At 72.3% G+C, this 23,500-nt stretch carries 21 protein-coding genes; 17 read left to right on the forward strand and 4 right to left on the reverse strand.

Features of this window, described 5'->3' with window-relative positions:
• The first annotated feature begins 12 nt into the window (after window positions 1-12).
• The 9 genes from ACZ562_RS03865 (at window position 13) to ACZ562_RS03905 (ending at window position 9,274) form a co-directional block, all read left to right on the forward strand.
• The gene (locus tag ACZ562_RS03865) at window positions 13-294 is read left to right on the forward strand and encodes a hypothetical protein (protein ID WP_471173850.1); all 282 of its coding nucleotides are present in this window, start codon (window positions 13-15) and stop codon (window positions 292-294) included.
• A gap of 28 nt (window positions 295-322) precedes the next feature.
• On the forward strand, window positions 323-1,846 hold the full coding sequence (locus ACZ562_RS03870; RefSeq protein WP_471173852.1) for an FAD-dependent oxidoreductase: 1,524 nt from the start codon (window positions 323-325) through the stop codon (window positions 1,844-1,846).
• Window positions 1,847-1,942: 96 nt separating this feature from the next.
• A complete protein-coding gene (locus ACZ562_RS03875) occupies window positions 1,943-2,797 on the forward strand; it encodes a polysaccharide deacetylase family protein (protein WP_471173854.1) in 855 nt (284 codons plus the stop codon).
• Window positions 2,798-2,873: 76 nt separating this feature from the next.
• Window positions 2,874-3,053 (forward strand): hypothetical protein, encoded by a 180-nt coding sequence (locus tag ACZ562_RS03880; protein WP_471173856.1) that lies wholly within the window; start codon window positions 2,874-2,876, stop codon window positions 3,051-3,053.
• 100 nt (window positions 3,054-3,153) lie between these two features.
• A complete protein-coding gene (locus ACZ562_RS03885; RefSeq protein WP_471173858.1) occupies window positions 3,154-3,870 on the forward strand; it encodes an aminoacyl-tRNA hydrolase in 717 nt (238 codons plus the stop codon).
• 270 nt (window positions 3,871-4,140) lie between these two features.
• The gene (locus ACZ562_RS03890; protein ID WP_471173860.1) at window positions 4,141-5,463 is read left to right on the forward strand and encodes an MbnB/TglH/ChrH family RiPP precursor modification enzyme; all 1,323 of its coding nucleotides are present in this window, start codon (window positions 4,141-4,143) and stop codon (window positions 5,461-5,463) included.
• Between the two features lie 408 nt (window positions 5,464-5,871).
• Window positions 5,872-6,657: a DUF4142 domain-containing protein gene (locus tag ACZ562_RS03895; RefSeq protein ID WP_471173861.1), complete on the forward strand. Its 786-nt coding sequence runs from the start codon at window positions 5,872-5,874 to the stop codon at window positions 6,655-6,657.
• A 97-nt stretch (window positions 6,658-6,754) separates the two neighbouring features.
• Window positions 6,755-7,528 carry a TIGR04222 domain-containing membrane protein gene (locus ACZ562_RS03900; RefSeq protein WP_471173862.1) on the forward strand — a complete coding sequence of 258 codons (774 nt, stop codon included), beginning with the start codon at window positions 6,755-6,757 and terminating at the stop codon, window positions 7,526-7,528.
• Between the two features lie 114 nt (window positions 7,529-7,642).
• Entirely contained in the window at window positions 7,643-9,274 is a 1,632-nt protein-coding gene (locus tag ACZ562_RS03905) for an alpha/beta hydrolase (protein ID WP_471173865.1), read from the forward strand.
• Here the strand turns inward: ACZ562_RS03905 and hemQ are convergent, their stop codons facing one another.
• A complete protein-coding gene (gene hemQ / locus ACZ562_RS03910; protein WP_471173867.1) occupies window positions 9,275-10,006 on the reverse strand; it encodes a hydrogen peroxide-dependent heme synthase in 732 nt (243 codons plus the stop codon).
• 5 nt (window positions 10,007-10,011) lie between these two features.
• Window positions 10,012-11,508, reverse strand: coding sequence for a protoporphyrinogen oxidase (gene hemG, locus ACZ562_RS03915; RefSeq protein ID WP_471173869.1), 1,497 nt, complete (start codon window positions 11,506-11,508; stop codon window positions 10,012-10,014).
• A gap of 159 nt (window positions 11,509-11,667) precedes the next feature.
• On the opposite strand from hemG, the gene ACZ562_RS03920 reads away from it, so the two are divergent.
• Window positions 11,668-12,648, forward strand: a complete 981-nt coding sequence (locus tag ACZ562_RS03920) for a DUF4349 domain-containing protein (protein WP_471173870.1) — start codon at window positions 11,668-11,670, stop codon at window positions 12,646-12,648.
• Window positions 12,649-12,831: 183 nt separating this feature from the next.
• Window positions 12,832-14,229 (forward strand): FAD-dependent oxidoreductase, encoded by a 1,398-nt coding sequence (locus ACZ562_RS03925; protein ID WP_471173872.1) that lies wholly within the window; start codon window positions 12,832-12,834, stop codon window positions 14,227-14,229.
• Between the two features lie 43 nt (window positions 14,230-14,272).
• Here ACZ562_RS03925 and ACZ562_RS03930 read toward each other — a convergent pair whose 3' ends face one another.
• Complete coding sequence (locus ACZ562_RS03930; protein WP_471173873.1) at window positions 14,273-14,593, reverse strand: hypothetical protein; 321 nt, start codon at window positions 14,591-14,593, stop codon at window positions 14,273-14,275.
• Between the two features lie 125 nt (window positions 14,594-14,718).
• On the opposite strand from ACZ562_RS03930, the gene ACZ562_RS03935 reads away from it, so the two are divergent.
• The gene (locus ACZ562_RS03935) at window positions 14,719-15,546 is read left to right on the forward strand and encodes a rhomboid family intramembrane serine protease (RefSeq protein WP_471173875.1); all 828 of its coding nucleotides are present in this window, start codon (window positions 14,719-14,721) and stop codon (window positions 15,544-15,546) included.
• 13 nt (window positions 15,547-15,559) lie between these two features.
• On the opposite strand, the gene hemE is transcribed toward ACZ562_RS03935, so the two are convergent.
• Window positions 15,560-16,639 (reverse strand): uroporphyrinogen decarboxylase, encoded by a 1,080-nt coding sequence (gene hemE / locus ACZ562_RS03940; protein WP_471173877.1) that lies wholly within the window; start codon window positions 16,637-16,639, stop codon window positions 15,560-15,562.
• Between the two features lie 144 nt (window positions 16,640-16,783).
• On the opposite strand from hemE, the gene ACZ562_RS03945 reads away from it, so the two are divergent.
• The 5 genes from ACZ562_RS03945 to ACZ562_RS03965 all read left to right on the forward strand — a co-directional run bounded on the left by ACZ562_RS03945 (window position 16,784) and on the right by ACZ562_RS03965 (window position 23,458).
• The gene (locus ACZ562_RS03945; RefSeq protein ID WP_471173879.1) at window positions 16,784-17,452 is read left to right on the forward strand and encodes a DUF3000 domain-containing protein; all 669 of its coding nucleotides are present in this window, start codon (window positions 16,784-16,786) and stop codon (window positions 17,450-17,452) included.
• Window positions 17,453-17,740: 288 nt separating this feature from the next.
• On the forward strand, window positions 17,741-18,403 hold the full coding sequence (locus ACZ562_RS03950) for a LuxR C-terminal-related transcriptional regulator (RefSeq protein WP_161067684.1): 663 nt from the start codon (window positions 17,741-17,743) through the stop codon (window positions 18,401-18,403).
• A 177-nt stretch (window positions 18,404-18,580) separates the two neighbouring features.
• A complete protein-coding gene (locus tag ACZ562_RS03955) occupies window positions 18,581-19,861 on the forward strand; it encodes an HRDC domain-containing protein (RefSeq protein ID WP_471173882.1) in 1,281 nt (426 codons plus the stop codon).
• Between the two features lie 247 nt (window positions 19,862-20,108).
• On the forward strand, window positions 20,109-21,335 hold the full coding sequence (locus tag ACZ562_RS03960; RefSeq protein ID WP_471173885.1) for a thiolase family protein: 1,227 nt from the start codon (window positions 20,109-20,111) through the stop codon (window positions 21,333-21,335).
• Window positions 21,332-23,458, forward strand: coding sequence for a 3-hydroxyacyl-CoA dehydrogenase NAD-binding domain-containing protein (locus tag ACZ562_RS03965; RefSeq protein ID WP_471173888.1), 2,127 nt, complete (start codon window positions 21,332-21,334; stop codon window positions 23,456-23,458). Before ACZ562_RS03960 ends, ACZ562_RS03965 begins: the two co-directional genes overlap by 4 nt.
• The last annotated feature ends 42 nt before the right edge of the window (window positions 23,459-23,500 follow it).

The raw sequence follows: 23,500 nt of genomic DNA on the forward strand, positions 1-23,500 counted from the left end.
AGGGGAGCCCCCGTGACCAGGAAGGACTCCAAGCGCACGGCCGGGCGGGACCACGGTCTGCGGGAGCCGCTGCGTGTGCCCGGTGGGGTACGGCCCGATCTTGGCGCGTACGACACCGGCACCACCCCTGGCGGTCCCCGGGGCAAGGCCGTCGGTCTGGCGGCCACCGCGCGGAGGGGCAAGACGCTCGCCGGCCTGCAGGAACGGCTGTGGGCGCCGAGCACCACGGGCGACCGGCGCAGCGAGCCGGCCTTCGACGTGGCCGGAAGCCGCGCCCGGCTCCTCGACCACTGAACCCGGCACAGCCGGGTACTCGGCCCGCATGACCGAGAACGCGCACGTCAGCGGCTCGTACTGGCTTCAGACGGCACCCGGCGAGCCCCGCCCCGCACTGGACGAGGACCTCACCGTCGACGTGGCCGTGATCGGCGCCGGGATCGCCGGGCTGAGCACTGCGTGGGAGCTGGCGCGGGCCGGGAGGGACGTCGCGGTGCTGGAGGCCGGCCGGGTCGCCGCCGGCGTCACCGGGCACACCACCGCCAAGCTCACCGCGCTGCACACGCTGGTCTATGACAAGCTGCGGCGCACGCGCGGCCCCGACGGCGCGCGGCTGTACGCCCGCTCCCAGAGCGAGGCGGTCGAGCACGCCGCCGCCCTCGTGGACGAGCTGGGCATCGAGTGCGAGTGGGAGCGCAGGAGCGCGTACACATACGTCTGCGACACGGGCCGCGCCGACGAGATCAGGGCCGAGGCGGACGCCGCCCGCGCGGCCGGACTGCCGGCCTCGTTCACGACGGACACCGGGCTGCCGTTCCCCGTCGCGGGCGCCGTCCGGGTCACCGGGCAGGCGCAGTTCCACCCGCGCAAGTACCTGCTGGCCCTCACCGACGACCTGGTCACGCACGGCGGGCGCGTGTACGAGCAGACCACCGTCCACGGCCTGGACGAGGGCGCGCCGTGCCGGCTGTCGACCGGGACGGGAGCGACGGTGACCGCGCAGGACGTCGTCGTCGCCACGCATTACCCGGTGTTCGACCGCGCCCTGCTCTTCACCCGCATCTCCCCGCGCCGCGAACTGGTCGTCGCCGGGCCCCTCGACGCCGGCCGGGACCCGGACGGCATGTACATCACGCCCGACGAGGGCACCCGCTCGGTCCGCACGGCGCCCTACGGCGAGGACGGCGGGCAGCGCCTCCTCCTCGTCACCGGCGAGCACTTCACCCCCGGCACGGGCGACACCCGGGAGCGCTTCGACCGCCTCTCCGCCTGGGCCGGCGAGCACTTCCCCGGCGTCGAGCTCACGCACGCCTGGGCCACCCAGGACAACGACCCCACCGACACCGTGCCGCTCGTCGGCCTGCTGCACCCCGGCGCGAGGCACGTGTTCGTCGCCACCGGCTTCGGCGGCTGGGGGTTGAGCGGCGGCATCATGGCAGGCCGGCTCCTGACTGCGCTGATCACCGGCGAGAAGTGCGCGTGGAGCGAGCTGTACGACCCCCGGCGGGTGCGCACGGCGGTGCGCGAGGCCCCGTCGTTCCTCAGGACCCAGGCCGAGGTCGCCCGTCACTTCGTCGGCGACCGGCTGCGGCCCGCCCCGCCGGTGGACGCTCTGCCGCCCGGCGAGGGCGCCGTCGTCCGCGTCGAGGGCCACCGTCTCGCCGTCTACCGGGACGATGACGGCGACCTCCACGCCGTCTCCCCGCGCTGCACCCACCTCGGCTGTCTCGTCGCCTTCAACGGCGCGGAACGCGCCTGGGAATGCCCCTGCCACGGCTCACGCTTCGACACGGACGGCAAGGTCGTCCAGGGACCGGCGACGCGGCCGCTGGAGCGGCGGGACATCTGAACCGGGCATCTGAGCGGGACATCTGAGCGGGTGACGCTGCGCTCCCCTCCCGCCACGCTGACGTACACATAAGACGAATCACCATACATTCGGCCGGTGATCCCTGTTGTCCGACGCGTCACCGCCGTCTGCGCCCTGAGCGCCAGCCTCGCCGCCTGCGGCACCGCCCGGCCGCCTCACCCCGCCAGGCCGGCCCCTTCCGCGCTGTCCCCGGCGGCCTCTTCCCGGCCTCCGACTCTCGCGCCGGGCCCCGCCGGTCTGACCCCGGTCTTCAAGAACGGCTCCCGGACGCCGGACAAGACCGTCGCGCTCACCTTCGACGCCGACATGACCGCCGACCAGGGGCCGCGCGCGGCGGCGGGGGAGCATTTCGACAATCCGCAGCTCATCGCCACCCTGCGCGCGATGAACGTGCCGGCCACGGTGTTCATGACGGGACGCTGGGCCGAGCAGTACCCGGTCCAGGCGCGGTCCATCGGACGGGACCCGCTCTTCGAGGTCGCGAACCACTCCTACAGCCACTACGCCTTCACCGACGACTGCTACGGGCTGCCGACCGTGTCCGAGGACCGGATGCGCGCCGACGTGGAGCGGGCGTACACCGCCTTCCGTGAGGCGGGGGTGCCGGAGGCGATGCCGTACTTCCGCTTCCCCGGCGGGTGCTACGACCGGCGGGCCCTCAAGATGCTGGCCTCGACCGGCGTCACCGCGGTGCAGTGGGACGTGGTGAGCGGGGACGCGTTCGCCACGGACGCGGAGGCCGTGGCCCGCCAGGTGCTGGAAGGGGTGCGGGCGGGGTCGGTCGTCGTGCTGCACTGCACGCGCAGTGCCGCGCCGGTGACCGAACGGGCCGTGCGGATGATCGTGCCCGAGCTGCGTGAGAAGGGGTTCCGGTTCGTCAAGGTGTCCGAGCTCATCGGGGACGCGGGCGGGCGGCGTCGACCGTCGTAGCCCTGTCGTCGGCATTCCCGCCTGCCCCCCCTCCGGCGGACGACGGGAGTCTGACGACAGGACCTAGGCTGGAGGTATGAGCGAGGAGTACTGCACGATCGGCGACGTGCCGAGGCCGCCTAAGGCGGACGGGCCGCCGTATGCGGAGTGCGTGCTGTGCCGGGAGCCGACGGAGTACCCGGAGTCGTACAAGGGGATCACGCTGTGCCCTGTGTGTGAGTGGCAGGAGGCTCAGCGGACGGCCTGTTCGGGGTGAATGCGCGGTGATGCGGGCTGCGGGTCGCATGTGGCTGGTCGCGCCCACGCGGCGGAGCAGCAACATCGTCACAGTCCCGCGCCCGTTAAACTGGGCTGTCGTGAGCCACGATTCAACGCCCCCGGGAGACAGTCCCTTCCGGTCCGAGCCCAGCGCACGCGACCAGGCTCCGCAGTTCGTGCTGCCTCTGGTGGTGCGTATCGAGAAGGCCGCGCCCCCGGCCCGTACCGACGCGTTGGAAACCGCGGCCCGGGCCGTGCTGAGCATCCTCGGTGACGAACGGTCTCGCGGCGACGGCGAGTGGGCCCAGGCGATGCGGGACTGGCAGGACGCGCGGATTCGCAAGGTGGTGCGGCGGGCGCGCGGAGCCGAGTGGCGGCGGGCCGAGGCGCTGCCCGGGATCACGGTGACGGGCAAGTCCGCCGAGGTGCGGGTCTTTCCGCCCGTTCCGCTGGACGGCTGGCCCAAGGACCTGGCCCGGCTCCAGGTGTCCGGCACCGACCTCGACGATCCGGAACCGCCGGCGGACGCGGACGGTACGGCGCCGGTGCTGTGGATGAACCCGGAGCTCGACATGTCGGCGGGCAAGGCGATGGCGCAGGCCGGTCACGGTGCCCAACTGGCCTGGTGGGAGCTGTCGGACGAGGAGCGGGCCGCCTGGCGCGACGCGGGCTTCCCGCTCGCCGTGCGCACCGCCGGCCCCGGACGCTGGGACGGACTCACCACGAGCGGGCTGCCGTTGGTGCGCGACGCGGGCTTCACGGAGATCGCTCCCGGCTCCTGCACGGTGGTCGCGGACCACCGTGCCCTGCGCTAGGGCCGCGTCAGCCGAGGTTCGCCCGAGCCCGGGGCTCTGCCCGCACTCGACTTTCCCCGTGTGCTCCTACGCCTACCGCCGGTCCGCCGGCACCGGTTTCCCGGACAGGTCGCGCCCTCTCCGCGGTGACCACGGCCGCGCCCGCCGCCCGAACCTCAAATGTTGCTCTGAACGTTCCCGCGCAGGGGTTCGGGCCCGGGAACCGGGGCCATACCCCTGTCACGCCCACACGGACCGCACGGGGGATCCGGAAGACGCGAGGAGGGGACCATGAGGCGACTGGGGACGGGCATCGGGTGGCGGCCGGAGATCGCGGACGCCGTGGAGCACATGCCGGGCATCGACTGGGTCGAGGTCGTGGCCGAGAACACCTGCCCCGGCCACCTCCCCGAGTCGCTGAGGCGCCTGCGCGAGCGCGGGGTCACCGTCGTGCCGCACGGCGTCTCGCTCGGCCTCGGCGGCGCCGACCGGCCCGACGAGGCCCGTCTGACGGCCCTCGCCGAGCGCGCCCATGCGCTGGACTCGCCGCTGGTCACCGAGCACATCGCGTTCGTCCGGGCGGGCGGGCCCCGCACGGCCTCCCCGAGCCTGGAGGCGGGGCACCTGCTGCCCGTCCCGCGCACCCGGGACGCCCTCGACGTCCTGTGCGAGAACGTCCGCATCGCACAGGACGCGCTGCCGGTGCCGCTCGCCGTCGAGAACATCGCCGCGCTCATCTCCTGGCCGGGCGAGGAGATGACCGAGGGACAGTTCCTGTACGAGCTGGCCGACCGCACCGGCGTACGGCTCCTCATCGACGTGGCCAACCTGCACACCAACCACGTCAACCGCGGCGAGGACCCGGCCAAGGCGCTCGCCGAACTTCCCCTGGAGGCCATCGCGTACGTCCATGTCGCGGGCGGCTTCGAACGTGACGGCGTCTGGCACGACAGCCACGCCCACCCCGTCCCGCGGCCCGTCCTCGACATCCTGACCGGCCTCGCCGCCCGCATCTCCCCGCCCGGGGTGCTCCTGGAGAGGGACGAGAACTTTCCCGCACCGGCCGAGCTGGAGGGGGAGTTGACGGCGATCCGGGATGCGCTGGAGGCGGGGGCCGCCCGGAAGACGCCGGAGGTGCCGGCCGGGGATGCCGCCGGCCTCCCCGGGCCACCGGCCTGCGCCGACCTCGTCTCCGTCGAGCCCGCCCGCCGGCGCCTCGCCCTCGCGCAGGCCGCGCTGCTGTCCACGCTGGTCGCCGGGACGCCCGCACCCGAGGGTTTCGACCGGGTACGGCTGGGCGTGCAGGCACGGGCGCTCGCCGGGAAGCGGGCGGACGTCGTGGCCAAGGTCGCGCCCGAACTGCCGGAGATCCTCGGCGAGGCCTACCGGCCCGGCTTCCTCGCGTACGCCCAGGGCCACCCGATGACCGGCGGCTACCGCCGCGACGCCCTGGACTTCGCCGGCCACCTGCTGCGCACGGGCCGGCCGGAGGACGCCCGGGCGCGACGGGAGTTGCGGGAGTGGTGGCTGGAACGGTCGGGTCCGACACCCCGCTCACGCCGTCCGGCGGTACGGCTGGCTCGCGCCGCACGCCGGGTTCTGTTGCGACGCTGAGGCCGCGCGCGGCGGTCCGCTGAACTCCCGCCCAGCTGCGGGAGTCGTGCCGCTGGGGCTGCACCCGTCCACAACGTGCGGCACCCCGTCCGCGCCGGACTGCGTGGCCCTCCGGCACCGACCCCGGTCCGCCTCTGGACGCACCCGGCCTACGCCACCCCCCGCTCCCCCACTAGTGCCCACCCCCGAGTGTGCCGGGGTTAACACCCACCGCCCACCTCCTCGCCCACGCACCCGTTCTCGGCATGTTCACCCCGTTTTGCCCGCCATTCCGTCTCCCTCAATCACACCCAAAACCCCCGGTGCAACCATTCCCTGCCCGTACGGAAGCTGACGTAGACCCGGCAGTAACATGCCGATGCCGCACCTGAAGCCCACTAGCGTGCGGTGCCGCAAGCAGGAGGCACCATGCGACCCCGACCCCCCGTCAAGGGCAGAGGCATGTTCACTGGAACCGGGCTCATCATCACGGGCCTGACGGCGACCCTGGTGGCGCTGATCTTCCCGGTCTGGTCGTACGCGGACCGGTCCGGAACCGGTGCCGACGTACTGAACGCCACGACCGTGTCGACGAACTACGGGCCGCTGTCCGCCCTCGACCGGGAGTTCGTCACGAAGGTCCGGCTCGCGGGCCTGTGGGAGCTGCCCGCCGGCCAGCAGGCGCAGCAGAAGGGCACCACCCAGGCCGTACGCACGGCGGGACAGCACCTCGTCGCGGGTCACACGTTCCTCGACGAGCGGGTCCGCGACGTCGCGTCGAAGCTCGGCCTCGAACTGCCCAACGAGCCGAACGACCAGCAGAAGCAGTGGCTCGCCACCCTCGACGCGGCCCAGGGCGTCGAGTACGACCGCCGGTTCGCCAACATCCTGCGGCTGGCCCACGGCAAGGTGTTCTCGGTCGTCGCGCAGGTGCGGGCCGGCACCCGCAACTCGCTCGTCCGCGCCCTGGCCGACGACGCCAACAGCACCGTGCTGGACCACATCAAGATCCTGGAGGCCACCGGGTACGTCGACTTCGACGCCCTGGCCCGGGACATGGCCGCCGGCGGCACCCCGCCGATCACCAACTCCCCGGCCCCGCCCGGCCCCGCCGCCTCCCCGAGCCCGGCGGTACCGGTGACCCCGTCACCCGTACCGAGCTACACCCTCCCACCGGCCGCCACCGGCCCCCCGCGGCAGTCCGAGGAGCCGTGACGCCCGCGCCAGGCTGAACGTCACATACCGACAACGCATCGTCCGGATTGTGAACAGGGCATGGCTTTTCCCGGACCCCCTCGCATAGAAAATCCCCATGTTCTGGGTCCTTCTCCTGCTGCTCGCCTGGGCCGCCGCCGGCACGGTGTGTACGCGGCTGTGCCTGGCCGCCGTACGCTCGGCGGCCGTTGATGTGAACCCGGGCCAACGACACGACCTGACGCTCTACGAGGCCGCGTTCCTGTCCGGCGGTCCCCGGCGGGTCGCCGACCTGACGCTCGTGTCAATGGCGCGCCAGCGGCGGCTGCTGCTCGCCCACACCGGCTGGGCGACCGTCGTCGACCCGCGCGGGCGGGACGACATGGAGCGCTCGGTGATAGGGGCCATCGGGCCGGAGGGACAGTCCCGCATCGCCCCGGTACGGGCCGCCGCGGCCGCCGCGGACCCGGTGCGCGGCATAGGCGACCGGCTGGTCAGCGCGGGCCTCGCGGTGCCCGACGGGGCACGGACGAGCGTCGCGGCCGCGGTCCGCCAGGTGCAGATCGCCGCGGTGGCCGTGCTCGCGCTGGGCGCCGCGGCGCTGCTGACACCCGCTCAGTCCGACATGCCGCGCAGCCTGGTCGCCCTCTGGTTCGCGCTCCCGCTCACCCTCACCCTGAGCTGCCTGGCCATCGCGCGGATCGAGGTCCACCCGTACTCGCGCTGGGCCTCCCCGGCCGGTCAGCGGCTGCTCGGCGCGCTGACCCGGCACACCGGCGGGGGCGACGACCGCACCTACCTCACCTCCGTCGCCGTACGCGGTGTCCGCGCGATAGGCGAACCGGACCTGCGCGCCGCCTTCGGGCACCGGGAGCAGTCCGGGCACGACTGATCCACCCGGGGCGCACCGGGTTTTTGGCGGCGACACCGGCCGACGGTGCTTGCCTTCCCCGACGCCCGAACGAAACATCCCTTTTGTCGCTGCCGCGCACCGAAGGGATACCCGATGAGAGCCCCCGCCCTCTACACGGCCGCAGGGTCCTTGCTCCTGACCACCCTCGCCGCCGCCCCGGCCGGCAGCGCGCCCGGTGCGCCTGGCACGCCGGGTGACGCACTCCAGTTGCGCGGTACGGCGATCGCCGCCGCGCGGGCGGAAGCCGCGGGCATCACCTTCGGCAAGTGTCCCGACGCGGAGGACATGCCGGCCGGCCTGCAGTGCGGCACGGTGTCCGTCCCGCTCGACTACGCGCATCCAGACGGAAAGCAGATCAAACTGACCGTCAGCCGGGTGCGGGCCACCCACAAGGACCCGCACAACAGCAAGCGCCTGGTGCCACGCCAGGGCGCCCTCGTGTTCAACCCCGGCGGACCCGGGGGCTCCGGCCTGTACTTCCCGCTGGCCGGCCTGATGCCGGAGTGGAAGCGCATCGCGGCGGCCTACGACCTCGTCGGCTACGACCCGCGCGGCGTCGGCCGCTCCGCGCGCCTGTCCTGCCAGGAACCCAAGCACTTCTTCAAGGCGCCCTCGCAGTCGCCGACGTACCCGTCGGAGTCGTACAAGAAGGAGCGCATCGCCCAGGCCAAGGCGTTCGCGGCCGGCTGCGCCAAGCGGGCGGGCAGCGCGCTGCGGCACTACACCTCCCTCAACAACGCCCGGGACCTGGACGTCCTGCGCGCCGCGCTCCGCGAGGAGCGGCTGACGTTCATGGGCGCGTCCTACGGCACCTACTTCGGGGCCCTGTACGCGACGCTGTTCCCCTCACACGTGCGGCGCATGGTGTTCGACGCGCCGGTGAACCCGGACCCCGAGCAGATCTGGTACCGCAACAACCTCGACCAGTCGGCCGCGTTCGAGGCCCGCTGGGCGGACTTCCGGGAGTGGGTCGCCAAGCACGACGACGTGTACGGGCTCGGCGACACGGCGGAGAAGGTGCAGCGCACCTACGAGAAGGTGCAGGCCCGGCTCTCCGCGGAGCCGGCGGGCGGCAAGGTGGGCCCGGGGCAGCTGCAGGGCGCGTTCCTGTCGGCCGGGTACTACGACGACTTCTGGCCGCATCGCGCGCACGCGCTGTCGGCGTATCTGAAGGGTGACCCGAAGCCGCTGATCCAGCAGGCCGGGCCGCATCCGGAGGCGGCGTCGGAAGCGGAGAACGGAAGCGCGGTCTACACGGCCGTGGAGTGCAACGACGCCGCCTGGCCGACGGACTGGAAGGTCTGGGACCGGGACAACACCCGGCTCGCGCGCGTGGCACCGTTCGAGACCTGGGACAACGTGTGGATGAACCTGCCGTGCGCCTACTGGCCGGCGCCACGGCAGAAGACCCTGGACGTGCGGACCGGGCAGGGCGAAATGCCGCCTGCCCTGATCCTGGCGGCCGAGCGGGACGCGGCGGCCCCGTACGACGGAGCGCTCGAAATGCACCGGCGTCTGTCGGGTTCCGTCCTGGTGACCGAGCGGGACGCGGGCACACACGGCATCGCGGGCGGGCCCAACGGCTGCGTCAACGGCCACCTGGACGCTTACCTGCTGGAAGGCGTACTCCCGGTGCGGCGCGCGGCCTGCGCACCGCACCCCGAGCCGAAGGCGGGGCCGGCGACCCGCTCGCACGAGGCGACGGCTCTGCCTCCCCTGCGCTGATCAGGCGAGCCCGGCGACCAGCTCGCCCACGGACTTGCGGCGTCCCGTGTAGAAGGGCACCTCCTCGCGGACGTGCATACGGGCCTCGGAGGCGCGCAGGTGGCGCATGAGGTCGACGATGCGGTACAGCTCGTCGGCCTCGAAGGCCAGGATCCACTCGTAGTCGCCGAGGGAGAACGAGGCGACGGTGTTCGCGCGCACGTCCGGGTAGCCGCGGGCCATCTTGCCGTGGTCGGCGAGCATGCGGCGGCGGTCCTCGTCGGGCAGCAGGTACCAGTCGTACGAGCGCACGAAGGGGTAGACGCTGACATAGTCGCGCGGCGTCTCGTCGGCGAGGAACGCCGGGATGTGCGAGCGGTTGAACTCGGCGGGGCGGTGCAGTGCCATGTTCGACCAGACCGGCTCCAGGGCGCGGCCCAGCCTGGTACGGCGGAAGAGGTTGTACGCCTCCTGCAGCTGGTCGCTGGTCTCGGCATGCCACCAGATCATGAGGTCGGCGTCGGCACGCAGGCCCGAGACGTCGTAGGTGCCGCGGATCGTGACGTCCTTGGCGGCGAGCTGGTCGAACAGCTCCTGGACCTCGTCGGCGTATCCCGCGCGGTCCTCGGGCAGCACGTCCTTCAGCCTGAAGACCGACCAGAGCGTGTAGCGGATGACCTCGTTGAGGTCCTTGGCCAGCTTGCCCTTGTTCGGGATCCTGCCGGACTCGGTGGTGGGGGCGTCGTCACTCATGGTCCCTATTCTCCCGCTCCGCCGTGCAGGCTCTGCACCGGGTTGGCGGTGAGCTCCTGCACACCGCGCACATCGCCCTGGATCTGGTCGACCGCGGCGTACGCGCTCGCGATGCAGGCCGGGATGCCCACGCCGTCGTACACGGCGCCGCACACCGCGAGGCCCGGGAGCTTGCCGAGGTGCTCGCGGATGCGGGCCACGCGCGCGTGGTGGCCGACGGGGTACTGCGGCAGGCCGTCGTCCCAGCGGGTGACGCGGGTTTCGAGGGGCGTGGCGGCGAGGCCGGTCGCCGCCTCCAGGTCGTGCCGCGACACCTCGGCCAGCTCGGCGTCCTCACACTGGAGGATCTCCGTCTCGCCGTATCGCCCGACGGAGGTGCGCAGGACCACCACGTCCGGGTTCGCGCCGGCGATCCAGCCCCACTTCTGGGAGGCGAAGGTCGACGCCTTGATGGTGCGCCCGTCGACGGGGGGCACCAGGAAGCCGCTGCCTTCGGGGAGAGTGGTCTCGCTCTTGCGGTAGGCGAGGGTGACCAGGGCCATGGACGCGTACTCGACGGCGGCGAGCTCGGCGGCGGCCGCGGGGGCCTCGGCACTCAGAAGACCGGCGGCGACGGGGGCGGGCACGGCGACGACGACGGCGTCCGCGTGCAGCACGCGGTCACCGGCGACGACACGCCAGACCGCACGCGGCCGCGGCGCCCCGGCGTCGTCGGCGTCAGGGGCATCCCCCTCGGTCCTGCGCAGCTCCCGCACCGGCGCCCCCGTCAGGATCTCGCCGCCGCCCCGCCGCACCGACTCGGCCACCGCGATCGGGAGTGTGCCCACTCCACCCTCGATGCCCATGAACACCGGCCCGGCCTGCTGGGCGGCGGCCGCGCTGGCCTGGATCTCGCGGACCGCCTCCGTCAGGGAGTCGTGGGTCCGCGCTGCCTGGAAGAGCTGGGGAACGGCCGAGCGCATCGAGATGCGGTACGCGTCGCCCGCGTAGACGCCGCCGAGCAGCGGCTCCACCAGGCGGTCGACGACCTCGCGGCCGAGCCGTGCCGCCACGTACTCCCCGACCGCCACGTCGTCGCCGACCTCCGTGCGGGGCAGGCCGGCGTCGCGCTCGATGCGGCGCAGCCCCTCGTCGGACAGGACGCCGGAGAGGGCGGCGGCGGTGCCGGGCACGCCCATGACGTGGCCCTTGGGCATGGGGCGCAGGGCACCTCGGGTCCAGAGGGAGGCCGTCGCGGTGGCGGGCGGCCGGAGGCGGCCGGCGAGGCCCACCTCGCGGGCCAGGGCCATCGCTTCGGGTCTGCGCGCCAGCATCGACTCGGCGCCGAGGTCCACTCGCCCGCCCGCGATCTCGCCGGGCAGCAGCTTGCCGCCGACACGGTCCGCCGCCTCCAGCACGGTCACGCGTGCTCCGCGCCGCAACAGCCTGTGGGCTGCGGCCAGCCCCGCGATTCCGGCTCCGATGACGACGACATGCCCCGTACCCGCACCTGATCCGCTCATGGCTCCACCTTCTCAGACGGTTCCGACAGTGCCGCCAGGGCCATGTGGCCCCGCCGAGTCCTGACCGTGACCGCATCGGGACCGTTCTCGGCCAACGTCCCGCCCTGCCCCCGCGTCGAAGAGACGTCAGTCGTCACGACCCCGGGGGGTACGCCCACAATGCGAGCACGTTCTGTACGACCCGTTCAGGCCCTGGCAGGGCTCCTGCTGGCCTCGGCCCTCGCGCTGGCCGGCTGCAGCGGCGCGAACGACTTCGGCTCCGACTCCGGTGGCAGCGCCGAGAGGGAAGCGGCGCAGAGCGATGCGAAGGCGCTCGCCCCGGGCGCCGCCGCGGACGGCTCGGGCGGCCGGAGCGCCTCCGCCCCGCCCAAGCTCTCCACGAGCCGCATCATCCGCACCGCCACCCTGACCGTGCAGGTCAAGGACGTGCCCAAGTCCCTCGACGAGGCCCGCACCACGACCGAGAACGCGGGCGGCTATGTCGGCAACGAGTCCACGTCCCGGGACGAGGAGGGCAACGAGTACACGCGCGTCGTGCTGCGCGTGCCCGTCGAGCAGTACGACGAGGTCCTCGCCGACCTGGAGGGCGCGGGCAAGCTCCTGGAGCGCACCTCGAAGGCCCAGGACGTCACCGACCAGGTCGTCGACGTGGAGAGCCGCATCAAGTCGCAGCGCGCCAGCGTGGCCAGGATCCGCGAGTTGATGGACCAGGCCACCAAGCTCACCGACGTGGTGACGCTGGAGGGCGAGTTGGGCACCCGCCAGGCCGATCTGGAGGCGTTGCTCGCCCGGCAGGCATCCCTCAAGGACCGCACCAGCCTGGCCACCATCACCCTCTCCCTGTCCGAGAAGCCGGTGCAGAAGCCGGCCGAGGACGACGACCCGGGGGTCGTCGACGCGCTGACGGGCGGCTGGGACGCGTTCGTCACGATGCTGCGCTGGATCGTGGTGGCGCTGGCCGCGGTGCTCCCGTTCGCCGCGGTTGCGGCGGTGCTCGTGCTGGTGTGGCTGCGGATCGTGCGGCGCCGGCCGGCCCGCCGGCCGGAGACGGTGCCCGTGCCGACCGCGGTGGGCCCGCTGCCGGTGGCCCGGCCGGCGCCGCAGCCCACGCGCCCGCAGGAGGGCGGCGAGGAGGACTGAGCAGACGGACCGGGCACGGCCGGCCGAGCGCGGCCGAGCAGGGCCCAACAGGCTGCGCAGGCCGAGCAGGCCGAGCAGGCCGAGCAGGCCGAGCAGGCCGAGCAGGCCGAGCAGGCCGAGCAGGCCGAGCAGGCCGAGCAGGCCGAGCAGGAGCGAAATGCCCCGTCCCCGTAGCGTGTTCGCATGAGCATGAGCGGAAAGGGCCACGGGACGGAGCGACTGGTCGTGATCGGCGGCGACGCCGCGGGCATGTCCGCGGCGTCGCAGGCGCGCCGGCTGCGCGGGCCCGGCGAGCTGGAGATCGTGGCGTTCGAGCGCGGCCACTTCACCTCCTACTCGGCCTGCGGCATCCCCTACTGGGTCGGCGGCGACGTCTCCGAGCGGGACCGGCTCGTCGCCCGCACGCCCGAGGAGCACCGCGCGCGGGACATCGACCTGCGCCTGCGCACCGAGGTCACGGAGATCGACGTCGACCGGGGGCGGGTACGCGCGCGTGACGTCGATTCCGGTGCCGAGTCGTGGACGTCGTACGACAAACTCGTGATCGCGACGGGAGCGCGGCCGGTCCGCCCGAAGATGCCGGGCTCCGACGCGTCCGGGGTCCATGGCGTGCAGACGCTCGGGGACGGTCAGGAACTCCTGGACACGATGGCACGCACGCGTGGCCGTCGTGCTGTGGTCATCGGAGCCGGCTACATCGGCGTGGAGATGGCGGAGGCGCTCATCAACCGCGAGTACGAGGTGACCGTCGTCAACCGTGGCAGCGAACCCATGTCGACGCTCGACCCCGACATGGGCCGACTCGTCCACGAGGCCATGGAGGGCCTGGGCATCACCATGGTCAACGACGCCCCGGTCACCGGACTGCTCACCGGCGACGACGGCCGGGTGCGGGCGGTGGCCACGGAGGGCGCCGAGTACCCGGCGGACGTGGTCGTCCTGGGCATCGGCGTGCGTCCCGAGACGGCACTCGCCGCGGCGGCGGGGCTGCCCCTCGGTACCCACGGGGGGCTGTTGACCGACCTGGCGATGCGGGTGCGCGGGCACGAGAACATCTGGGCCGGCGGCGACTGCGTCGAGGTGCTCGACCTCGTCTCCGGGCAGGAGCGGCACATCGCGCTCGGCACCCACGCCAACAAGCACGGCCAGGTCATCGGCACCAACGTCGGCGGCGGCTACGCCACTTTCCCCGGTGTGGTGGGCACCGCGGTGAGCAAGGTGTGCGACCTGGAGATCGCCCGCACGGGCCTGCGGGAGAAGGACGCCCGGCGGGTCGGCCTCCGGTTCGTGACGGCCACCATCGAGTCCACGAGCCGCGCCGGCTACTACCCCGGCGCCTCCCCCATGAACGTCAAGATGCTCGCCGAGCGCCGCACCGGACGGCTGCTCGGCGTGCAGATCGTGGGCAGGGAGGGCGCGGCGAAGCGGGTGGACATCGCGGCGGTGGCCCTGACCGCCGGTATGACGGTGCAACAGATGACCGCCCTCGACCTGGGCTACGCGCCGCCGTTCTCACCCGTGTGGGACCCGGTGCTCGTCGCGGCCCGCAAGGCGGCGAAGGCGGTGGAGCAGCAGCCCTGAACCGCCCACGGCCCGACGGCGCCTGACGGCTCAAGCCGCGGAGCTACGCCGTCCCGTTGATCCTCTCGATCGCCTGACGTGCCTGGTCGGACGGCTGCCGGGGCGCAAGCGACGAGACGGACGCGCTGGTGGTCACGGCGGGCGGCTGCTCGCCCGCCGGTTTCGCGTGCGCGGCTGCCCGCGTGGACCGCAGCCGGTGGCTCACCGCCTCGTCGAGGGTCACCGGACGCTGCATCTGCGAGGCGAGCCGGCCGGCCTCCTGGCCGAGCCTGGCCACGTCCTCCCAGGGCAGGCGGACCACGAGGGCGATCTCCGCCTCGCCGTCGGGCAGCGCGTGCATCGCAGGGGTAACTCGGTCGTTCATCGCCTGTTCCTCACGTCGTCCCCGCGACCCGCCTTGCCCGTGCCGCGGGCGGTTGAGAAGACATACGGGCGCGCGGACGGCGGCGTTCACCGATTCGGCGCGCGCATCGGGGGCAGTACTTCCTTGTGGTCATCCCCGTCCATGACGTGAATCCGGTGCGCCGCACCCCCTGGGTGACGTACGCGCTGATCGCCGCGAACGTTCTCGTCTTCCTGTTCACGCCCGGCCTCGCCGGTTCCGTGGCGGGCGACAGCAGCCTGTCCCAGCTGTGCCACCTGCAGGCGTTCCTGGATCACTATGCGGCCGTGCCACAGGAGTTGATTCACCATCAGATGCCGCGCTCCGTGCCCACCGGCGACATCGGGCTGAGCCCGCAGGGGACGCCGGGGTGTGTCGTGGGCCCGCCGGACTACGACAAGTCCCCGCCGCTCAGCGTCTTCACCGCGATGTTCCTGCACGGCGGTTGGCTGCACCTGTTGGGCAACCTGCTGTTCCTGCTGATCTTCGGCAACAACGTCGAGGGCCGCATGGGCCATGTGCGGTACACGCTCTTCTACTTCGCCTGCGGCTACGCGGCGTCGTACGGCTTCGCGCTCCTCAACGACGACTCGGCCGACCCGCTGATCGGAGCGTCGGGTGCCATCGCGGGGGTCCTGGGCGCCTATCTGGCGCTGTATCCGAAGGCGAGGGTCTGGGTCCTCGTCCCGTTCCTGGTCTTCCTGCCGCTGAGGCTGCCGGCCTGGCTGGTGCTGGGCTTCTGGTTCGTGCTGCAGGCGGTGTACTCGTCCGGCGAGGGCGTCTCCGACCCCGGCACGGTGGCGTACGCGGCGCACATCGTCGGCTTCCTCGCGGGCATGCTCATCGCCTGGCCCCTGCGCCCGGGCACACCACCGCCACCGGAGCCGCGCGGTCTGCTGTTCGGCAGGAAAGCGCGGCCCCGGCACACGTGGTGACGGCCGGCTCGGCTCAGCGCGCGGTCTGGGTGTGGACGTACTCCACGAGGCGGGTCAGCGCGTCCGGGTCGGTGGACGGCATGACGCCGTGCCCCAGGTTGAAGACGTGGCCCTCCAGTCCGGCCGCCGCGTCCAGGACCTCCCGCGTCTTGGTCTCGACCGCCTCCCTGGTGGAGAACAGCACGGTGGGGTCGAGGTTGCCCTGCAGAGCCTTGCCGGGGCCGACGCGGCGGGCGGCCTCGTCGAGCGGGACGCGCCAGTCGACGCCGACGACGTCGGCGCCCGCCTCGCCCATGAGGCCGAGGAGTTCGCCGGTGCCGACGCCGAAGTGGATGCGCGGAACGCCGTATCCGGCGACCGCCCGGAAGACCTTCGCCGAGGCGGGCATCACCGAGCGCCGGTAGTCGGCGGGCGCGAGCGCGCCGACCCAGGAGTCGAAGAGCTGGACGGCGGAGGCTCCCGCCTCGATCTGCACCTTCAGGAACGCGGCGGTGATGTCGGCGAGGCGGTCGAGCAGGTCGGCCCACAGCCCGGGGTCGCCGTACATGATCGCCTTGGCGTTCTCGTACGTGCGGGACGGGCCGCCCTCCACGAGGTAGCTCGCGAGGGTGAAAGGCGCGCCCGCGAAACCGATGAGCGGGGTGGAGCCGAGTTCGCGGGTCAGCAGGCCGATCGCCTCGGTGACGTAGGAGACGTCCTCGGGTGTGAGATCACGCAGCCTGGCGAGGTCCGCGCGGGTGCGGATCGGATTCTCGACGACCGGGCCGACGCCGGGCTTGATGTCGAGGTCGATGCCGATGGCCTTGAGCGGGACGACGATGTCGCTGAAGAAGATCGCCGCGTCCACGTTGTGCCGGCGCACCGGCTGGAGCGTGATCTCGGTGACCAGTTCGGGCCGCATGCAGGACTCGAGCATCGGGATGCCCTCGCGCACCTTGCGGTACTCCGGGAGTGAGCGCCCGGCCTGCCGCATGAACCACACGGGCGTGTGCGGCACGGGCTCGCGCCTGCACGCCTTCAGGAAGGCGGATTCCCTGACCGCGTCGGACGTCGCTGTCGGCTGCTTGCCCGAGGGGCTTTCGTTGGCGCTCACGACAAAAAGTCTCGCACGCCCCACCGACAGCACCGGACCGCGGGGGCGCGCCCCTGCCCGTTCCTGCGGCATGTTCCGGACAGGCGGCTCCCGCACGGGTGTCTCTCCCTGCACGAAGGCCCGGTTCCCCTTAATCTTCCCCGCATGGCTGCGGCTCAGGGACGACTGTCGGACGGCGCTGACGGAATGGACGACTCCAAGGAGGGGGACCGGCATGGGAGCAGTACGGCTCCGCCGCCCTTCCGGGCGGCCGTCGACGCGCTGAGGGCCGCCCGGCTGCGGCCGCAGATCGAGGTCGACCCGACGCCCGCGCCGCAGCGGCTCGCCCCCCACGCGTACGCGCTGGAGGCCGCGGTCGTCGACGGCGAGCAGGACCTGGCCGACGGACGGCTCGTCCTGCTGCACGACCCGGCCGGGCACGACGCCTGGCGCGGCACCTTCCGCCTGGTGACGCTGGTGCGCGCGGAACTGGAGCCGGAGATGGCGGCCGACCCGCTGCTGCCCGACGTGTGCTGGTCCTGGCTGACGGGCGCGCTCCAGGCGCGCGGACTGTCGTACGGCGAGCCGAGCGGTACCGTCACGCGCGCGAGTTCCCACTACTTCGGTGGTCTGTCGGAGCGTCCTGCCGCCTCGCAGATCGAGATCCGGGCCTCCTGGACGCCCCGTGAGGGCCTCGGCGGCGTTCCGGACACGGCTGCCCATCTGGCCTCCTGGTGCGATCTGCTCGCCCAGGTCGCGGGCCTGCCGCCGGCCGGGCCGGGCGACGCGTCGGTGGTGACGCTGCCGCAGCGGCGGGGGCCGCAGTCACGCTGAGCGACACCTGCGTGCCCATTCATGATCGGTCCGGTTGCCGCTGATCCGATTTTTGGCGATCTCTTTGTCGATACGGCCACTTTCGGCCGCGGATCGACTCAGAGTGAAACCGTTCGGTCTTCGCATGATCGATCGCGTGTCCGAATTGCACGGATTGTTACTCACCAGATCGTGATCATTCTCTAAAGGCGCACGGGTTTGATGCCGAAGACGTCTGTGACCTTGAAAGCACGGTTCGTCCCGGCTTCCCCCCGAGAGCCGGCCCCGTCCCGCACCCCAGGAGGCCTGGTGTCCGTTCTCCTCGAGCAGCCCGCAAGCCTGGTCGCCTACCGCCCGAACAAGCCGACCGCCATGGTGGTCGTGGCCGACCCCCGCGTCCGCTCCACCGTCACCCGCCACCTGTGGGCGCTCGGTGTGCGCGACGTCATCGAGGCCTCGTCCGTCGCGGAGGCTCGTCCCCGCATCGGCAACCCCCGCGACATCTGCGTCGCGGACGTCCACCTGCCCGACGGCTCCGGCCTCACGCTGCTGTCCGAGACCCGCGCCGCGGGCTGGCCCAACGGCCTGGCCCTGTCCGCCGCCGACGACATCGGCGCCGTACGCAACGCGCTGGCCGGCGGCGTCAAGGGCTACGTCGTCACCGGCACCCGTACCAACGTCGGCCTCCCCACCCGGCCGGGTGCCGCCCCCATCGGCGCGGTCGCCGCCCGTATGCACCGCCGCCCCCCGGGTGCCCCGAGCCACCCGGGCGGCTACCGCGAGCTCTCCGGTCGTGAGGTCGAGGTGCTGCGGCTGGTGGCGGAGGGCCAGTCGAACAAGGCGATCGGCGTCTCGATGGGCCTGTCCGCGCTGACCGTCAAGAGCCACCTCGCCCGCATCGCCCGCAAGCTAGGCACCGGTGACCGCGCCGGAATGGTCGCCGTGGCCCTGCGGACCGGCATCATCCACTGACCCGACCTCCCCGTCCCCCACTCACGGACGTGAACCGGCCCGGCCGCTGATCCCGTCCGCTCCCCCACCCGTCGTGAACCGGACGTTTCACCGACCTGACTGGTTTACGACCCCCAGGCGCCCGCCGACGGAACGTTCCGTCGGCGGGCGCTGTCCATACACGGATACCCTTGGCATGTGACCGACGCCCAAGACACCGCAGCAGACAGCACACTGCGAACCACCGGGGGCGCCCCTCCGGACGACGACGGATCTTCTGCTACGGAGGCGCCGATCCCCCTGCTTGAGCCGCGAGAGGGCATTCCGCCCGTGATCGCCGACGAGGACTCCCTCGCCGAGGTGATCGCCGCCTTCGCGACGGGCTCCGGCCCGGTCGCCGTAGACGCCGAACGCGCGTCCGGTTACCGCTACGGCCAGCGCGCCTATCTTGTCCAGCTGCGCCGCGAGGGTGCCGGGACGGCGCTCATCGATCCGGTGGCCTGCCCCGACCTGTCGGGCCTCGGCGAGGCGCTCGCCGGGGTGGAGTGGGTGCTGCACGCCGCCACGCAGGACCTTCCGTGTCTGCGCGAAATAGGCATGGTGCCCACGGGCCTCTTCGACACCGAGCTGGCCGGGCGCCTCGCCGGCTTCCCTCGGGTCGGCCTCGGCGCGATGGTCGAGGGCGTGCTCGGCTTCGTCCTGGAGAAGGGCCACTCGGCCGTCGACTGGTCGACCCGCCCGTTGCCCGAGCCCTGGCTGCGCTACGCCGCCCTGGACGTGGAGCTCCTCGTCGACCTGAGGGACGCGCTGGAGAAGGAGCTCGACCGGCAGGGCAAGCTGGAGTGGGCGCGTCAGGAGTTCGACGCGATCGCCTCGGCGCCGCCGGCCGAGCCGCGCAAGGATCCCTGGCGCCGCACGTCCGGCATGCACAAGGTGCGCCGGCGCCGGCAGCTCGCCGTGGTGCGGGAGCTGTGGCAGACGCGGGACCGGATCGCGCAGCGGCGGGACGTCTCGCCGGGCAAGGTCCTCGGGGACGCGGCCATCGTGGAGGCCGCGCTCTCCCTGCCGGCCAACGTGCACGCGCTCGCCGCGCTGAACGGGTTCGGGCACCGGATGGGACGCCGTCAGCTGGAGCAGTGGCAGGCCGCGGTGGACCGGGCGAAGGCACTGCCGGACGCGGCGCTGCCGCAGCCGGGGCAGCCGGTGGCGGGGCCTCCACCGCCCCGGGCCTGGGCCGACAAGGACCCTGCTGCGGCTGCGCGGCTCTCGGCGGCCCGGGCGGCGGTGGCGGCGTTGGCCGAGAAGCTCACCATGCCGCAGGAGAACCTGATCACGCCGGACACGGTGCGCAGGCTCTGCTGGGAGCCGCCCGCTCTTCCGGACGCGGAGTCCGTCGCGGCCGCACTGGCCGGGTTCGGGGCGCGGGCCTGGCAGGTGGAGCAGGTGACGCCGGTGTTGGTGGCGGCGTTGTCCGCCTGAGCGTCGTAGGAGGTTCTCTCGTTCGGCGGATGCGCCGCCGTTGCGCTTGCCCGCGCCCCCGCGGCGGAGCCGCATATCGGTCCAGCCTCGCGCCCCCTTGGGGGCGCCTGCCTGGTCGGCCCTTTCGAGGTGTGACGTTCGCCGCTCCACCCGCCAGGGCTGTGCAGCTACGTTACTCATAAGTAGCATGGGTCCTGAGCGCGCGCTCAGCGCATCGCAGCATCCCGCACCCTGGAGGAGAGCCATCGTGCCTCGTACCGTCAGGGACGTCGTCTTCGTCGACGGCGTCCGCACCCCGTTCGGCAAGGCGGGCCCGAAGGGCATCTACCACGAGACCCGCGCCGACGACCTCGTCGTGAAGGCGATCCGGGAGCTGCTGCGCCGCAACCCCGGCCTCGACCCGAAGAAGATCGACGAGGTCGCCATCGCCGCCACCACACAGATCGGCGACCAGGGGCTGACCCTCGGCCGCACCGCGGGCATCCTCGCCGGTCTGCCCCAGTCGGTTCCCGGCTACTCCATCGACCGCATGTGCGCGGGCGCGCTGACCGCGGTGACGACCACGGCCGGTTCGATCGCCTTCGGTGCCTACGACGCCGTCATCGCCGGCGGTGTCGAGCACATGGGCCGCCACCCGATGGGCGAGGGCGTGGACCCGAACCCGCGGTTCGTCAGCGAGAAGCTGGTCGACGAGTCCGCCCTGTTCATGGGCATGACCGCCGAGAACCTGCACGACCGCTACCCGCAGATCACCAAGCTGCGCGCCGACGAGTACGCCGTGCGCTCGCAGGAGAAGGCCGCCAAGGCGTACGCCAACGGCAAGATCCAGCAGGACCTGGTGCCGATCTCCGTACGCCGCACCAACCCGGAGGCCGGTGAGACGGGCTGGGGCCTGGTCACCGCCGACGAGCCGATGCGCCCGGGCACCACGCTGGAGAACCTCTCCGGCCTCAAGACCCCGTTCCGTGTGCACGGCCGGGTCACCGCCGGCAACGCGGCCGGTCTCAACGACGGCGCCACCGCCTCGATCATCGCGTCCGAGGACTTCGCCCGCGAGAACGACCTGCCGGTCAAGATGCGCCTGGTGTCGTACGCCTTCGCCGGCGTCGAGCCCGAGGTCATGGGCTACGGCCCGATCCCGGCGACCGAGAAGGCCCTCGCCAAGGCCGGTCTGTCGATCGAGGACATCAACCTCTTCGAGATCAACGAGGCCTTCGCCGTCCAGGTCCTGGCCTTCCTCGACCACTACGGCATCGCGGACGACGACGCGCGCGTCAACCAGTACGGCGGCGCCATCGCGTACGGCCACCCGCTCGCCTCCTCCGGCGTCCGTCTGATGACGCAGCTGGCCCGCCAGTTCGAGGAGCAGCCGGAGGTCCGTTACGGCCTCACCACCATGTGCGTCGGCTTCGGCATGGGCGCCACGGTGATCTGGGAGAACCCGCACCACAAGGACGCCGGAGGCGACAAGTGAGCACCGCTGAACTCCTGAAGGGCGCGGCCGAGCTCTTCCCCGACGAGGTCGTGACGTCCGCGCACGTACGCCACCTCGACCTGCCGTTCGGTGCGGGGCGTTTCGCGCTCATCACCCTTGACAACGGCTTCGACCACACCAAGCCGACCACGTTCGGCCCGGCGTCGCTGGCGAACCTCAACACCGCCGTCGACCAGGTCGAGAAGGAGGCCGCGGCCGGCGAGATCGTCGGTGTCGGTGTCACCGGCAAGCCGTTCATCTTCGCCGTCGGCGCGGACCTCAAGGGCGTCGAACTCCTCAAGGAGCACGACCACGCGCTCGCCATCGGCAAGGGCGGCCACGAGGTCTTCAAGCGCCTGTCGGCCCTCGCGGTCCCGACCTTCGCGTACTACAACGGCGCGGCGATGGGCGGCGGCGTCGAGGTCGGTCTGCACTGCACGTACCGGACCGTCTCGACGGCCCTGCCCGCCTTCTCGCTGCCCGAGGTCTTCCTCGGGCTTGTCCCCGGCTGGGGCGGCTGCACCCTGCTGCCGAACCTGATCGGCGCCGACAGGGCCGTCTCGGTGATCATCGAGAACAGCCTCAACCAGAACAAGCAGCTCAAGGGGCGGCAGGTCTTCGAACTCGGCATCGCCGACGCCATCTTCGAGGGCGCCGACTTCCTGGAGCAGTCGCTGATCTGGACCGCCCAGGTGCTGAAGGGCGACGTCGAGGTCGAGCGCCCGGTGATCGACCGCGGCGAGGCCTGGGACCAGGCCGTCGCCAAGGGCCGCTTCATCGCGGACAGCAAGGTGCACGGCGCGGCCCCGGCCGCGTACCGCGCGCTGGACATCATCGCCGCCGCCAAGAACGGCGACCTCCAGCAGGGTTACGACGCCGAGGACAAGGCCCTCGCCGACCTGATCATGGGCGGTGAACTGCGCTCCGGCATCTACGCGTTCAACCTGGTGCAGAAGCGCGGCAAGCGTCCGGCCGGTGCGCCGGACAAGTCGCTCGCGCGTCCGGTCACCAAGGTCGGTGTCGTCGGCGCCGGTCTGATGGCCTCCCAGCTCGCGCTGCTCTTCCTGCGCCGCCTGGAGGTCCCGGTCGTCCTCACGGACATCGACCAGGAGCGGGTCGACAAGGGTGTGGGCTACGTCCACGCCGAGATCGACAAGCTGCTCGGCAAGGGCCGGGTCGACCAGGACAAGGCCAACCGCCTCAAGGCGCTGGTCTCCGGTGTGCTGGACAAGGCCGAGGGCTTCTCCGACGCCGACTTCATCATCGAGGCCGTCTTCGAGGAGATCGGCGTCAAGCAGCAGGTGTTCGCGGAGGTCGAGGCGGTCGCCCCGGCGCACGCGATCCTGGCGACGAACACGTCGTCCCTGTCGGTGACGGAGATGGCGTCGAAGCTCCAGCACCCCGAGCGGGTCGTGGGCTTCCACTTCTTCAACCCGGTCGCGGTCCTGCCGCTCCTGGAGATCGTCCGCGGCGAGAAGACGGACGACGCCTCCCTGGCCACGGCGTTCGCCGTCGCCAAGAAGCTGAAGAAGACAGCGGTCCTGGTGAAGGACGCCCCGGCGTTCGTCGTGAACCGCGTCCTCACCCGCTTCATGGGCGAGATCCAGAACGTCATCGACGAGGGCACCCCGGTCGAGGTCGCGGAGAAGGCGGTCGAGCCGCTGGGTCTGCCGATGTCCCCGCTGGTCCTGCTCGAGCTGGTCGGTCCGGCGATCGGCCTGCACGTCTCCGAGACCCTCAACCGGGCCTTCCCGGACCGCTTCACGGTCTCCCCCAACCTCGCGGCCGTGGTCAAGGCGGGCAAGCGCGGCTTCTACGTCTACGACGGCGGCAAGCCCGAGCTGGACCCGGAGGTCGCCGCGCTGCTGCAGCAGGGCGACACCGTCCTGACCGAGGAGCAGGTGCGGGAGCGGGTGCTGGACGCGGTGGCCCAGGAGATCGGCCTGATGCTCGACGAGGGCATCGTCGCCGAGGCCCAGGACATCGACCTCTGCCTGATCACGGGCGCCGGCTGGCCCTTCCACCTGGGCGGCATCACGCCGTACCTGGACCGGGAGGGTGTCTCGGAGCGCGTGAACGGCAAGAAGTTCCTGGCCGCCGGAGTGGCTTCGGTTCCGGCGTGACGGTCGTACGGCGTCGTAGGCGGCGTCATATGTGAGGAGGGC

The sequence above is a fragment of the Streptomyces sp. NPDC040410 genome (genome assembly GCF_055595715.1).

Excerpts from the sequence above, each read along its gene's own strand:
- ACZ562_RS03895 (WP_471173861.1), top strand. The coding sequence starts at position 5,872 with ATGCGACCCCGACCCCCCGTCAAGGGCAGAGGCATGTTCACTGGAACC.
- ACZ562_RS03900 (WP_471173862.1), top strand. The coding sequence starts at position 6,755 with ATGTTCTGGGTCCTTCTCCTGCTGCTCGCCTGGGCCGCCGCCGGCACG.
- ACZ562_RS03945 (WP_471173879.1), top strand. The coding sequence starts at position 16,784 with ATGGCTGCGGCTCAGGGACGACTGTCGGACGGCGCTGACGGAATGGAC.
- ACZ562_RS03880 (WP_471173856.1), top strand. The coding sequence starts at position 2,874 with ATGAGCGAGGAGTACTGCACGATCGGCGACGTGCCGAGGCCGCCTAAG.
- hemG (WP_471173869.1), bottom strand. The coding sequence starts at position 11,508 with ATGAGCGGATCAGGTGCGGGTACGGGGCATGTCGTCGTCATCGGAGCC.
- ACZ562_RS03925 (WP_471173872.1), top strand. The coding sequence starts at position 12,832 with ATGAGCATGAGCGGAAAGGGCCACGGGACGGAGCGACTGGTCGTGATC.
- ACZ562_RS03930 (WP_471173873.1), bottom strand. The coding sequence starts at position 14,593 with ATGAACGACCGAGTTACCCCTGCGATGCACGCGCTGCCCGACGGCGAG.
- hemQ (WP_471173867.1), bottom strand. The coding sequence starts at position 10,006 with ATGAGTGACGACGCCCCCACCACCGAGTCCGGCAGGATCCCGAACAAG.
- ACZ562_RS03870 (WP_471173852.1), top strand. The coding sequence starts at position 323 with ATGACCGAGAACGCGCACGTCAGCGGCTCGTACTGGCTTCAGACGGCA.
- ACZ562_RS03905 (WP_471173865.1), top strand. The coding sequence starts at position 7,643 with ATGAGAGCCCCCGCCCTCTACACGGCCGCAGGGTCCTTGCTCCTGACC.
- ACZ562_RS03890 (WP_471173860.1), top strand. The coding sequence starts at position 4,141 with ATGAGGCGACTGGGGACGGGCATCGGGTGGCGGCCGGAGATCGCGGAC.
- ACZ562_RS03920 (WP_471173870.1), top strand. The coding sequence starts at position 11,668 with ATGCGAGCACGTTCTGTACGACCCGTTCAGGCCCTGGCAGGGCTCCTG.